This window comes from Bradyrhizobium sp. LTSP885 (assembly GCF_000938305.1).
Lineage (GTDB): Bacteria > Pseudomonadota > Alphaproteobacteria > Rhizobiales > Xanthobacteraceae > Bradyrhizobium.
Genome location: NZ_JYMT01000042.1, coordinates 803,223 through 816,008 on the forward strand (window position 1 = coordinate 803,223; position 12,786 = coordinate 816,008).

Consider the following 12,786-nt stretch of genomic DNA (forward strand, 5'->3'; position numbering starts at 1 on the left):
GCGGGCGAACCAGCGCCCGCGCGACGACCGCGTCCAGCCGCGAGACCGGGATGATCTCCATGCCGCCCTTGATCGCATCGGAAATCTCCGTGAGATCCTTGGCGTTGTCCTCGGGGATCAGCACCGTCTTGATGCCGCCGCGCGCGGCAGCCAGCAGCTTCTCCTTGAGGCCGCCGATCGGCAGCACGCGACCACGCAGCGTGATCTCGCCGGTCATCGCGACATCATGGCGGACCGGAATGCCGGTCATGACCGAGATGATCGCGGTGGCCATCGCGACGCCAGCCGACGGACCGTCCTTCGGGGTCGCGCCTTCAGGCACGTGGACGTGGATGTCGCGGCGATCGAACAGCGGCGGTTCGATGCCGTAGACGATCGCGCGCGAGCGGACGTAGGACGCCGCCGCCGAAATCGACTCCTTCATCACGTCGCGCAGATTGCCCGTGACCGTCATCTTGCCCTTACCGGGCATCATGACGCCTTCGATCGTCAGCAACTCGCCGCCGACATCAGTCCAGGCCAGGCCCGTGACAATGCCGATCTGGTCCTCCTCGTCGATCTCACCGTAGCGATACTTCGGAACGCCGAGGAACTCCTCGATGTTCTTCTCGGTGACCTTGACCGACTTCTTCTTGGAGATCATCAGCTCCTTCACCGCCTTGCGGGCCAGTGTGGAGAGCTCACGCTCCAGGTTACGCACGCCCGCTTCGCGGGTGTAGCGGCGGATCATCAACAGCAGCGCGTCGTCGTCGATCGACCATTCCTTGGAGTCCAGGCCGTGCTTGCCGATCGCGCTCGGGATCAGATGCTTGCGCGCGATCTCGACCTTCTCGTTCTCGGTGTAGCCGGCGATCCGGATGATCTCCATGCGGTCCATCAGCGGGCCCGGAATATTCAGCGTATTCGCGGTCGTGATGAACATCACGTTGGACAGGTCGTAGTCGACTTCCAGATAGTGGTCGTTGAAGGTCGAGTTCTGCTCGGGGTCCAAAACCTCAAGCAGCGCCGACGACGGATCGCCGCGGAAATCAGCGCCCATCTTGTCGATCTCGTCGAGCAGGAACAGCGGATTCGAGGTCTTTGCCTTGCGCATCGACTGGATGATCTTGCCGGGCATCGAGCCGATATAGGTGCGGCGGTGACCGCGGATCTCGGCCTCGTCACGCACGCCGCCGAGCGACACGCGCACGAACTCGCGGCCCGTCGCCTTCGCGATCGACTTGCCGAGCGAGGTCTTGCCGACGCCGGGAGGCCCGACCAGACACAGGATCGGTCCGGTCAGCTTGTTGGCGCGCGTCTGCACCGCGAGATACTCGACGATACGGTCCTTGACCTTCTCGAGCCCGTAGTGATCGGAGTCCAGCACTGCTTGCGCAGCCTCCAGGTCCTTCTTGACCTTGGACTTCTTGCCCCACGGAATCGACAGCAGCCAATCCAGATAGTTGCGCACGACGGTCGCTTCCGCGGACATCGGCGACATCTGGCGCAGCTTCTTCAATTCGTGCTGCGCCTTCTCCCGTGCTTCCTTGGACAGCTTGGTCTTGGAGATCTTCTCCTCCAGATCGGCCAGCTCGTCGCGACCTTCGTCGTCGCCGAGCTCCTTCTGGATCGCCTTCATCTGCTCGTTCAGGTAATACTCGCGCTGGGTCTTCTCCATCTGGCGCTTGACGCGCGAGCGGATGCGCTTCTCGACCTGCAGCACCGAGATCTCGCTCTCCATCAGGCCGAGCACCTTCTCCAGGCGCTGCGTGACGGACAACGTCTCCAGGATCGCTTGCCGATCCGCGATCTTCACCGCGAGATGCGAGGCAACGGTATCGCCGAGCTTGGCGAAATCGGTGATCGCCTGAACCACGCCGACAACTTCGGCGGAGATCTTCTTGTTCAGTTTCACATAGCTTTCGAAATCGGACACCACCGAACGTGACAGCGCCTCGGCCTCGACCGAGGTGGCGTCGGTGTCGGTGAGCGCGACCGCGGTCGCCTCGTAATATTCGGCGCGATCGGAATACTTCTCGACGCGCGCGCGCTCGAGCCCTTCGACCAGCACCTTTACGGTGCCGTCCGGGAGCTTCAAGAGCTGCAACACGCTCGCAAGCGTACCGGTCTCGTAAATCGAGTCGGGTGCCGGATCGTCATCGGACGCGTTCTTCTGCGTCGCGAGCATGATCAGCGCGTCGTTCTTCATCACCTCTTCGAGCGCGCGGATCGATTTCTCGCGGCCGACGAACAGCGGCACGATCATGTGCGGGAAGACGACGATGTCGCGGAGCGGCAGCACCGGATAGGAGTGGCTCTCGCCGTGAACGATGGTTGGCCGGGGTTTTGAAGTCGTCATGGCCTATTCCTTTTGTTGTGCCCCCTCGCACGCAGTCCGCATGTTTGCGCAACCGCACAAGGTGCCTTGATGATCCGGAATCAGAGTGCCGTCGGCAGCCGCTTTTCCCGCATCGTGAAGCGACGAATCTCAACGAATGAGATCAGTCGCCGACAGCATTAGGTGGCTATCGGCCATGGGGGTGTCAAGTACGGAGAAGTGCCGGTAAACTCAGGCTAAACAGGCGGTTGCTGCTGTGCCACAGCGGCCGCCGGAACGACCGGCAGCCGTGCATTTTTAGCAGATCGAGACGAGCGCGGTTTACGCGCTCGCGCTGCTCTCGACGGCGCGGTCGGAACGATCCGCGTAGATGTAGAGCGGACGTGCCGTTCCCTCGACCACTTCGCGCGAGATCACGACTTCCTCGACGCCTTCCAGGCCCGGAAGGTCGAACATGGTCTCGAGCAGGATGCTCTCAAGGATCGAGCGCAAGCCCCGCGCGCCGGTCTTGCGCTCGATCGCCCTGCGGGCGACCGCGCCAAGCGCCTCGTCGGCGAAGGTCAGCTCGATATTCTCCATCTCGAACAGCCGCTGGTACTGCTTCACCAGCGCGTTCTTCGGATCGGTCAGGATCTTCTTCAGCGAGGCCTCGTCGAGGTCTTCCAGCGTCGCCACGACGGGCAGACGGCCGACGAATTCCGGGATCAGGCCGTACTTCAGCAGATCCTCGGGCTCGACGTGACGGAAGATTTCGCCGGTGCGGCGATCCTCCGGCGCGAGCACCTGCGCCGCGAAGCCGATCGAGGTCGAACGCCCGCGCGCGGAGATGATCTTCTCGAGGCCGGAGAAGGCGCCGCCGCAGATGAACAGGATATTGGTGGTATCCACCTGCAGGAATTCCTGCTGCGGATGCTTGCGGCCGCCCTGCGGCGGGACCGACGCCACAGTGCCTTCCATGATCTTGAGCAGCGCCTGCTGGACGCCCTCGCCCGACACGTCGCGGGTGATCGAGGGATTGTCCGACTTGCGGCTGATCTTGTCGATTTCGTCGATATAGACGATGCCGCGCTGGGCGCGCTCGACATTGTAGTCGGCGGACTGCAGCAGCTTCAGGATGATGTTCTCGACGTCTTCGCCGACGTAGCCGGCTTCCGTCAGCGTCGTCGCATCGGCCATGGTAAACGGCACGTCAAGGATGCGGGCCAGCGTCTGCGCGAGCAACGTCTTGCCCGAACCGGTCGGACCGATCAGCAGGATGTTGGACTTCGCCAGCTCGACGTCGTTGTGCTTGGTCTGGTGGTTGAGCCGCTTGTAGTGATTGTGGACAGCGACCGACAGCACCTTCTTGGCATGGCTCTGACCGATCACGTAATCGTCCAGCACCTTGCAGATTTCCTTCGGCGTCGGGATGCCGTCGCGCGACTTCACCAGCGAGGACTTGTTCTCCTCGCGGATGATGTCCATGCAGAGTTCAACGCATTCGTCGCAGATGAAGACGGTCGGTCCTGCAATCAGCTTGCGGACTTCATGCTGGCTCTTGCCGCAGAACGAGCAATACAGCGTGTTCTTGGAGTCGCTCGTGCCGACCTTACTCATTCATTATCTCCGTCCGCCGTTCGATCTCATTTGCCAGATCGCCCCATTCCGGCACCAGACCGGGCTAAAGGGTAGATAGAGCAAATTCCGTACCAAAAAAGACCCTGCGCAATACTCACCGTGCGAATCACGGTGGTTTCGAATCTCCCGCGATCATAGCCGATGCGTTACAGCCAACCATGCTGGCACCCGACTATCAAGAATTCGCTAATCGGGCGGCCCGCTCAAGACCGTGACAATACCGTGATTTCCAGCATTGGCACGTGGAATACGCGTCGAAATCCACGAATCGTTGCGGGATTACCACTCCGCCCGGTGAGCACGAAAGAGGAACTTTCCGCCCGCGCACGGCATAGGCGAACGCCGCCTGAGCCCGGCTTGCCGGTTATGTGAGGCGTCAATGTGGAGATCACACCGACGCCAAGGAATGCGTCAAGAGACGCACCCCTCGACTACGCGGCTTTCACCGCCGACGGGTCTTCCGGACGCCTGTCGATGACCTTGTCGACGAGGCCGAATGTCTTCGCATCCTCGGCGGTGAGGAACTTGTCGCGCTCGAGCGCATCCTCGATCGCCTTGTAGGTCTGGCCGGTGTGCTTCACATAGATCTCGTTGAGGCGCTTCTTGAGATTCTGGATCTCCTGCGCGTGCAGCATGATGTCGGTGGCCTGCCCCTGGAAGCCGCCGGACGGCTGGTGCACCATGATGCGGGAATTCGGCAGCGAGAAGCGCATGTCCTTTGCGCCGGCCGCCAGCAGCAGCGAGCCCATCGAAGCCGCCTGCCCCGTGCACAGCGTCGACACCGGCGGACGGATGAACTGCATCGTGTCGTAGATCGCAAGGCCCGAGGTCACCACGCCACCCGGCGAGTTGATGTACATCGAGATTTCCTTCTTCGGATTCTCGGCCTCGAGGAACAGCAGCTGCGCCACGGTCAGCGTCGACATGCCGTCTTCCACCGGACCGGTGACGAAGATGATGCGCTCTTTCAGCAGGCGCGAGAAAATGTCGTAGGCGCGTTCGCCGCGATTGGTCTGTTCGACGACCATCGGCACGAGATTCATGTAGGTTTCAACGGGATCGCGCATGGAAAAGCCCTGGGGTTAGGGGGTGATGCAGAACTGGCTTAGGCTCAACCCAGATATAGGTCAATTTCCGGCCGACAAGGCCGGCACTAGCCATCTGGGCAGGTCGAAACTCAGGTCGAAATTCGGGTCGAAGTTCAAGCTGATTCGCGGCTGCGCGCCTAGCGACGGGGGCCGTCGCCAGACGCGCTTTCACGGTTCATCATTAACGCGAGGTGCCGCAATTAAGCGGCAGTTTTCTCTGCGTCTTCATCCCTGAACAGCTCGTCCTTGGTGACCTTCTTCTCGGTCACAGTGGCGAGCTCCAGGATGAAGTCGACCACCTTGTCCTCGTAGATCGGAGCGCGAAGCTGGGCCAGGGCCTGGGCGTTGCTGCGGTAATAATCCCAGACTTCCTTCTCGCGGCCCGGCATCTGGCGGGCGCGCTCGATCACGGCGCGGCCGACCTCGTCCTCGGTCACGGTGATCTTGTTCTTCTCGCCGATCTCCGACAGCACGAGGCCGAGGCGGACCCGACGGTCGGCGATCTTCTGGTACTCTTCCTTGGCCGCCTCTTCGGTGGTGTTTTCGTCGGCGAAGGTCTTGTTGGAGGAGTCCATCTCGGCCTTGATCGAGTTCCACATCAGGGTGAACTCTTCGGCGACCAGCGACGGCGGGGCCTCGAACTTGTGGCTCTCGTCGAGCTTGTCGAGCAACGCGCGCTTGACGCGCTGGCGGCTGGCGCCGGTGAATTCGGCCGACAGGCGCTCGCGCGCGGCCTCCTTCAGCTTGTCGAGCGATTCCAGGCCGAGCGACTTGGCGAAGTCGTCGTCGATCGTGGCCTCACCGGGCACCTCGATCAGGGTCGCGGTGGTCTCGAACTCGGCCGGCTGGCCGGCGAGCTTCTCGTTGAGATAGTTCTTCGGGAAGCCGACCTTCAGGGTCTTCGTCTCACCTGTGCCAATACCGATCAGTTCGTCCTCGAAGCCCGGAATGAACTGGCCGGTGCCGATCACGACCTGGATGTTCTCGCCGGCGCCGCCCTCGAAGGGCTCGCCGTTGATGCTGCCCTTGAAGCTGATGGTGACGCGGTCGCCCTTCTCCGCCTTGGCGCCCTCCGCCTTGGCACTGTACGGACGGCTGCCCTCGGCGATGCGCTTGATGGCGTCGTCAACGTCGGTGTCGGAGACGTCGACCACCGGCTTCTCGACCGAGAAACTCTTGAAGTCGGCGAGCTGGATCTGCGGCACGATCTCGATCGCGACGGTGTAGGTCAGGTCGGTCTTGCCCGACAGCAGCTCCTCGACCTCCTTCTCTTCGGTCGGCATCGTGATCTTCGGCTCGCCGGCGAGGCGGAAGCCGCGATCGGTGAAGATCTGCGAGTTGGTGTCGCGGATGGTCTGGTCGATGGTCTCGGCCATCACCGAACGGCCATAGATCTTCTTCAGATGCGCCACCGGGACCTTGCCGGGACGGAAGCCGTTGAGACGGACCTTGTCCTTCATGTCGACCAGCTTGGCGCCCGCCTTGGCATCGAGATCGGATGCGGGAACGTTGATCTTGAACTCGTGCTTCAATCCCTCGTTGAGGGTCTCGGTGACCTGCATATCAATCTCTTCCGCTTACGCCGGCGGCCCCACGGCCGTGGCAGTGTTCAATCAAGTCGACGCGCGGCCAAGGGCCTGACGCCGGTGGTTCGGCGAACCCCGCGGCCCATCCGGGCTTCAAGGTTTACCTAAGGAATCGTCATGCAAACGCGGTATGCGCTTGGTGCGGGCGGAGGGACTCGAACCCCCACAACTTTCGTCACTGGAACCTAAATCCAGCGCGTCTACCAGTTCCGCCACGCCCGCGAGAAAAGCATCCAATCCGGCCGCGGTGCCGCGGGCGGCGGGCTTATAACATGGGCCCACCGGTTCGCAGCAAAAAAATGGCCGGTTTTGCATACCGGCCTGCGACCCATCGCGGCTGGACAGACTGAGCTGAAAATGGTCCGCATCGGCCTGATGGCAAGCCAAAAATGTCTCCTCAATCGACGCGAGCTGATGGCCGGACTGGGCGCCGCGGCGCTTTGCCCCGCACTCCCGGCCATCGGGGTTGCGCAGGGCCGCACAGCCGTCACGTTCCAGGCCAAGGCGGACCGTATTTCGCTCCGTGCCGGCGGTTCTGAGACGCCGGTCTGGTCTCTTGGCACCACCGACCTCCGCTTCAAGCGTGGCGAAACCCTCGATGTGACCTTCGGCAGCGAACTGCCGGTCCCGGCCGCGCTCAGTTTCCGGGGCCTCGACGGCGTTCCGGCAGCGGAGCCGCTGATCTCCCGGACGCCAATCTCGGCAGGCGCCAAGGACAGCTTCCAGCTCCCGGTTCGGCATGCCGGAACCTTGCTTTGCGAGGCGAGCCTGCTCGGCGATGGCCGCGACCGGCCGGCTCGGCCGCGCGCCATTGTGGTGACGGGCACCTCGCCGATCGCCGTTGACCGGGACGAGGTCCTGCTGATCGAGGAGTGGCGCCTGCGCGCAGATGGGAGCGCGATCGCGCCCGGAATCGATCCGAAAGATACCACGCCGATTCATACTCTTAATGGCAAAACCTCATTTGATATCTCGGCCCCGGCCAATGCCCGCCTCAGACTCCGCTTCATCAATGGCAGCCCGCGCAATGTGCTTGCGGTCAAACTGGAAAACATCGACGTCCGGGTGATGGCGATCGACGGCCAACCGGCCGAGCCGTTCCCGGCTCGCAACGGCGCCCTGGTGCTCGCGCCGGGGGGGCGTACCGACGTCTTTATTGATGCGGTCGGTCTCGCAGGAACCAGCTTCCCGATCCTGCTGCACGACGGCACGCAGGCTCATCCGATCGGCAAGCTGACGATCTCGGCCGAGCCGCCGATCCGCTCCGCGCCGTTTCCGCCCGCTCCGCCGCTTGCCGGCAACGACCTGCCTGCCCAACTCGATCTCAAGGCGGCGGCCAGATTCGATCTCCCGCTCAACGGCCTACAGAGCGACTGGGTCGCGCCAACAGAATTCGCGACAAAAGACCCGCTCGCATTTCGCGCAGGTCGTACCGTCGTACTGGCCCTGACCAATCCTGGTGCACTCCCGACCGTCTTCCACCTGCACGGCCATCACTTCCGCCTGCTCGACCGGCTCGACGACGGCTGGAAGCCTTACTGGCTCGATACGCTTGCGATCGAGCCGGGCCTGACCCAGCGCATCGCCTTCCTCGCCGAATATCCCGGCCGCTATTTGATCGAGTCGGTCGCGACCGACTGGGCGGCGCCGCGGCTCGTGCGATGGTACAGTGTCGCATAAGAACAAGAGGAAACGCTCATGAGCCAAGCAGTTGCAGCGATCCGCGACGTCCGCGCGCGAAGCGTCGTGGTGCCGCTCAAGCGCCCTGTGAAGACCGCCTTTGCCCTGATCGATTCCGGCCCGCTGGTGCTGATCGATGTCGAGACCGATCAGGGCGTTACCGGCCGCGCCTACATCTTCGCCTACAGCAAGCTGACGCTTAAACCTCTTGTGCATCTGATCGAGGAGATCGGCCGCGACCTCGTCGGTAAGCCGGTCGCGCCGTTCGATCTCATGAAGGCGATGGACGCCAAATTCCGGCTGCTCGGCTGGCAGGGCCTGGTCGGCATGGCGGTGTCGGGCCTCGACATGGCCTATTGGGACGTGCTCGGGCAATTGGCCGGTCGGCCATTGGCCGAGCTGCTCGGCGGATCGCCAAAACCGATCAAGGCCTATGACAGCTACGGTGTGGTCGATCCCACCGCGGACGAGCGCGCGCTGCGCCGTTCGCTCGACCAGGGCTTTAAGGGCATCAAGATCAAGGGCGGTGACGGTGATGCCGCCAATGACGAACGCGTCGTAAAAGGCGTCCGCGCCCTGCTCGGCCCCGAGATCGCGCTGATGATCGACTTCAACCAGTCGCTCGATCCGACCGAGGCGACGCGCCGGATCGCCCGGCTTGAACCCTATGATTTGCACTGGATCGAGGAGCCGGTGCCGCAGGAAAACCTCTCCGGCCACGCAGAGGTCCGCGATCTCTCGCCGACGCCGATCCAGGCCGGCGAGAACTGGTGGTTTCCGCGCGGCTTTGCCGAGGCGATCGCAGCCGGCGCATCCGACTTCATCATGCCCGACGTGATGAAGGTCGGCGGCGTCACCGGCTGGATGCAGGTCGCAGGGCAAGCCGACGCAGCATCGATCCCGATGTCGAGCCATCTGTTCGCGGAGGTGAGCGCGCATCTGCTGGCGGTGACGCCGACCGCGCACTGGCTCGAATTCCTCGACTTCGCCGGCACAATCCTGACGAAGCCAGCCGAGATCGACGACGGCGCGGTGACTGCGCGCGGCCCGGGGCTCGGCATCGAATGGAACGAGCCAGCGGTGGCGAAGTATCTCGTGAGTTAGGGCGCGGTACGCGGAACGGAGATGTCCGCTTTTGCGGCGGGAGCAGACATGCACCGGAGACATCCGGCAGTCCTGAGTTCTTCTTGACGGCAACAAAACGTAACGTGCCGCTCAGCCCCGAGTGTTCCAGTATGGCATCTTCAGATGAAGATGCATCGAACGGAAGAGCTTTTGGATGTCACGCACCTCACTCGTTACTTTCTATCTTTCGCTGTTCGTCCTGTCGGTGTCGTCTGCCGGTCTGGCCGAGGCCAGAGGAGGCTTCAATCCCAATTGCCACGTGCCAAGGATCAGTCTCTGCCCGGACTGCACGATCACCGTCAAAATCGTGGTGCTGCAAGATCACGAGTGCCGGATCAACTATGGTTCGATGGGCCCCATGCATGACCAGAAGATTTTGGTCGGCGCCAAACACGGGAAATATTGGGCGGACAACGAAACCAGCACGGCTTACAGCCCGAACAAAGGCTTCCTCGGTGATGATTATTTCGAGACGCGATTTTTCTACGAGCTTATGAATGGTTCGAAGACTTCAGCGCTGCTCAAGGCAACCGTCGAAGTGGTCTCGCATCTTTAGCAACTCGTAACGGACATTGCTCTTGGGTCACGACACGAAAAAGCCCGGACGATGCCCGGGCTTCGAGTCCGCTAAAAGATAACTCAGTAATTCGCGACGACGGGGCCTTCCCAGCCGAATTTGTAGTTCACACCGGCCCTGACAATGTCATTGGTAAGGGTGACGTCCTTCGCAAAGAAGGAGACCGCTCCGACCGGCGTTCGCTCGAAGTGTTGCGAACCGAAATCATTGTGAAGATATTCGAGCTTGGCCGACCAGTTGCTTGCGAAGGCATACTCCACGCCGCCGCCCGCGGTCCATCCGGCCACGATCTTCGATTGGTTACCGCATCCAAACGCAACAGCGCAGAGCTGCATGCCCTCGTCGGTGAAGGCAACACCTCCGGTCGCAAAGACCATCCACCGGTTCCACGCGTAGCCCAGCCGCCCCCGTACGGTATAAAGCCAGCTCTGGCTGGTTTCGGCGGTGTCTGTGGTGGGGACGAACGGCGCGACGATGTTGGCCGTGCCCTTGTTGTTCATCCACGACCCATCGGTTTCGAAACCGATGACGACATTGTTGCTGAACTGGTAGTTGTAGCCGAGCGTTCCGCCCGCCAACCCGCCGTCGGCATTGATGCCGCCGGTCTGAGGCACTCCATTGAAAGCCGGCGTCAAGGGATCGTTGCGGTAGTGTTGGCTTCGGCCCCAGACGCCGCCGCCCTCGACACCGAGGTAGAAACCCGACCAATTGTAGGCGGGGTCAACGATCGCCGGTGCTTTGGTGTAGGTGGCCGCAGGAAGGTCGGCGGCGGATGCGGCACTCACAAATCCGATAATCGAAAGTATTCCAGCTCCGATAATGGCAGAGCGATGCATTCCCAGTCCCCGATTGCTTCCAAGAATTCCAACCAGCTAACATTGAATGTCGGGCACGACACAGCTTGACTGTGTTTCTGGTTGTATCTTTCGGGTTGTGTTGCGGAAATATCGCAATCTGGAAAGCCGCGGACTTAATACTCAATCCCGAACTCGTCATAGAGACGCCGGAACACCGCCGGCAGCACCTCGGTCAGATCCTCCGCGATCAGGCCGGGACCGGCTTCGCTGGCGCACTCGCCGTGCATCCAGACGCCAATGCTGGCGGCCTCGAACGCCGGCACGCCCTGCGCCAACTGGCCTGCGATGATGCCGGCCAGCACGTCGCCGGCACCGGCGGTCGCGAGCCAGGGCGGCGCGTTGGCGGCGACGGTGGCGCGGCCGTCGGGTGAGGCAACCACCGTATCGGCGCCCTTCAGTAGCACCACAGCGCCCGAGCGCTCGGCCGCTGCGCGCACGCGCTCGAGTTTTGAGCGGCCGGGATGCTTGTTGGAGATATCGCTGAACAGCCGTGGAAACTCGCCCTCATGCGGCGTCAGCACCACCTGCTGGCCGTTGGAGGCCTTGATCGCCTCGAACAGCCGGTCCGGTGCGCCGGCGAAACTCGTCAGCGCGTCGGCATCGAGCACCAGATGACGTTGCGCCGACAGCGCAGTGTGGACGAAGTCGCGCGTGCGCGCGCTGACGCCGGCGCCGGGCCCGATCACGCAGGCGTTGAAGCGCTTGTCGCCCAGCAGCTCGGCGAACTGGATGGGATTGTCGACCGCGCGCACCATCACCGCGGTCAGCGCCGCCGCGTTGACCGCCAGCGCATCGCGCGGCGAGGCCAGCGTCACCAGTCCCGCGCCTGATCGCAGCGCCCCGCGCGCGGCGAGCCGCGCAGCTCCGGTCGAGGCGACATCGCCCGACACCACCACCGCGTGCCCGCGGGCATATTTATGGCCGTCGATCCGCGGCACTGGAAACGACCACCGCCAGGCCTGCGGCAAATTCTCAGTGGTCAGCGGCTTGATCTCGTCCAGCACCTGCGGATCGATGCCGATGTCGGCGACGCGCACGCGGCCGCAATAGATCCGTCCTGGCAGCAACAGATGCGCTGGCTTCTTGCGGAAGAAGGTCACGGTCTCGGTCGCCTGCACCGCTGCCCCCATCACCGCACCGGTCGAGCCGTTGATCCCGCTCGGCAGGTCGACCGCCAGCACTGGCGTACCGTTGGCGTTGATGGCCGCAATCATCTCGAGCGGGTCGCCCTTGACCGGACGGTTGAGCCCGGCGCCAAACAGCGCATCGATGATCAGCGAAGGCCTCCCGAGCGCCTGCGGGTTGAACGGCAGCACAGGAAATTTCCACCCCCGCGCCGCCAGCGCCGCGTCGCCCTGCAGGCTGTCGCGCTCGCACAGCAGAATGACGGACACCTCGCGGCCGCGCGCCGCGAGTTCGGCGGCAGCGACAAATCCGTCACCACCATTGTTGCCGCGGCCGGCGACCACGACGATAGGCCCCTCCTCGACCAGCTCCATCGCCGCTTCCGCGACAGCCTGCCCGGCGCTCATCATCAGTGCAAAGCCCGGCGTGCCGGCGGCGATGGTCAACCGATCGGCGCGCTCCATCTCGGTGGTGGTCAGAACGTCCATGCCGAATCCTCAGTCTCGTCGCCTTTTCGAAAGGCAATTCCCGTGACATCAGCAGAGTTTCCACTGCTCGATTGCACACGGATTGATCTATTTGCCTAATCAGCAGGCTTCGATATCATATGCTCTATGGTCGATATCAGCCGATTGCCTGTTAAAAGGCTGATAACATTCCAAAATCGGGGACCTCTGCAACTTGGCATAGACCCTGCTTTTGAGGAAGCCGCTCGCAATGGCGCATCCCGCGACCATTGTGCGTGTTTCCGGCCCCACGCCGGAAGCCTCAAGATTCCAACCAGACTGCGCCCCATGCGCATCGAAGACGACCC

General features: G+C 62.7%; 8 protein-coding genes, 1 tRNA gene and 1 pseudogene. 3 read left to right on the forward strand and 7 right to left on the reverse strand.

Annotated features, from left to right (window positions below; all coding sequences use genetic code 11):
- The 5 genes and pseudogenes from lon to UP09_RS32830 all read right to left on the reverse strand — a co-directional run.
- A pseudogene (gene lon / locus UP09_RS32810) lies at positions 1 to 2,338 on the reverse strand (endopeptidase La); the annotation flags it as partial.
- A 300-nt stretch (positions 2,339 to 2,638) separates the two neighbouring features.
- The gene (gene clpX, locus UP09_RS32815) at positions 2,639 to 3,913 is read right to left on the reverse strand and encodes an ATP-dependent Clp protease ATP-binding subunit ClpX (protein ID WP_044542438.1); all 1,275 of its coding nucleotides are present in this window, start codon (positions 3,911 to 3,913) and stop codon (positions 2,639 to 2,641) included.
- 452 nt (positions 3,914 to 4,365) lie between these two features.
- Positions 4,366 to 5,001: an ATP-dependent Clp protease proteolytic subunit gene (locus UP09_RS32820; RefSeq protein WP_044542439.1), complete on the reverse strand. Its 636-nt coding sequence runs from the start codon at positions 4,999 to 5,001 to the stop codon at positions 4,366 to 4,368.
- Between the two features lie 221 nt (positions 5,002 to 5,222).
- Positions 5,223 to 6,584, reverse strand: coding sequence for a trigger factor (gene tig, locus UP09_RS32825; RefSeq protein WP_044542440.1), 1,362 nt, complete (start codon positions 6,582 to 6,584; stop codon positions 5,223 to 5,225).
- Positions 6,585 to 6,745: 161 nt separating this feature from the next.
- Positions 6,746 to 6,830: transfer RNA gene (locus UP09_RS32830), tRNA-Leu, on the reverse strand.
- 135 nt (positions 6,831 to 6,965) lie between these two features.
- Between UP09_RS32830 and UP09_RS32835 the strand changes: the two genes are divergently transcribed.
- The 3 genes from UP09_RS32835 to UP09_RS38290 all read left to right on the forward strand — a co-directional run bounded on the left by UP09_RS32835 (position 6,966) and on the right by UP09_RS38290 (position 9,969).
- Complete coding sequence (locus tag UP09_RS32835; RefSeq protein ID WP_082070371.1) at positions 6,966 to 8,288, forward strand: multicopper oxidase family protein; 1,323 nt, start codon at positions 6,966 to 6,968, stop codon at positions 8,286 to 8,288.
- 18 nt (positions 8,289 to 8,306) lie between these two features.
- Positions 8,307 to 9,392 carry an enolase C-terminal domain-like protein gene (locus tag UP09_RS32840; RefSeq protein WP_044542441.1) on the forward strand — a complete coding sequence of 362 codons (1,086 nt, stop codon included), beginning with the start codon at positions 8,307 to 8,309 and terminating at the stop codon, positions 9,390 to 9,392.
- Positions 9,393 to 9,567: 175 nt separating this feature from the next.
- Positions 9,568 to 9,969 (forward strand): hypothetical protein, encoded by a 402-nt coding sequence (locus UP09_RS38290; RefSeq protein WP_063840168.1) that lies wholly within the window; start codon positions 9,568 to 9,570, stop codon positions 9,967 to 9,969.
- 83 nt (positions 9,970 to 10,052) lie between these two features.
- Here UP09_RS38290 and UP09_RS32850 read toward each other — a convergent pair whose 3' ends face one another.
- Together UP09_RS32850 and UP09_RS32855 are read right to left on the reverse strand one after the other, a co-directional pair.
- The gene (locus tag UP09_RS32850) at positions 10,053 to 10,826 is read right to left on the reverse strand and encodes an outer membrane protein (protein WP_044542443.1); all 774 of its coding nucleotides are present in this window, start codon (positions 10,824 to 10,826) and stop codon (positions 10,053 to 10,055) included.
- Between the two features lie 134 nt (positions 10,827 to 10,960).
- Positions 10,961 to 12,460, reverse strand: coding sequence for a bifunctional ADP-dependent NAD(P)H-hydrate dehydratase/NAD(P)H-hydrate epimerase (locus UP09_RS32855; protein WP_044542444.1), 1,500 nt, complete (start codon positions 12,458 to 12,460; stop codon positions 10,961 to 10,963).
- Positions 12,461 to 12,786: the final 326 nt, after the last annotated feature.

Excerpts from the sequence above, each read along its gene's own strand:
- UP09_RS32855 (WP_044542444.1), bottom strand. The coding sequence starts at position 12,460 with ATGGACGTTCTGACCACCACCGAGATGGAGCGCGCCGATCGGTTGACC.
- tig (WP_044542440.1), bottom strand. The coding sequence starts at position 6,584 with ATGCAGGTCACCGAGACCCTCAACGAGGGATTGAAGCACGAGTTCAAG.
- UP09_RS32840 (WP_044542441.1), top strand. The coding sequence starts at position 8,307 with ATGAGCCAAGCAGTTGCAGCGATCCGCGACGTCCGCGCGCGAAGCGTC.
- clpX (WP_044542438.1), bottom strand. The coding sequence starts at position 3,913 with ATGAGTAAGGTCGGCACGAGCGACTCCAAGAACACGCTGTATTGCTCG.
- UP09_RS32850 (WP_044542443.1), bottom strand. The coding sequence starts at position 10,826 with ATGCATCGCTCTGCCATTATCGGAGCTGGAATACTTTCGATTATCGGA.
- UP09_RS38290 (WP_063840168.1), top strand. The coding sequence starts at position 9,568 with ATGTCACGCACCTCACTCGTTACTTTCTATCTTTCGCTGTTCGTCCTG.
- UP09_RS32835 (WP_082070371.1), top strand. The coding sequence starts at position 6,966 with ATGGTCCGCATCGGCCTGATGGCAAGCCAAAAATGTCTCCTCAATCGA.
- UP09_RS32820 (WP_044542439.1), bottom strand. The coding sequence starts at position 5,001 with ATGCGCGATCCCGTTGAAACCTACATGAATCTCGTGCCGATGGTCGTC.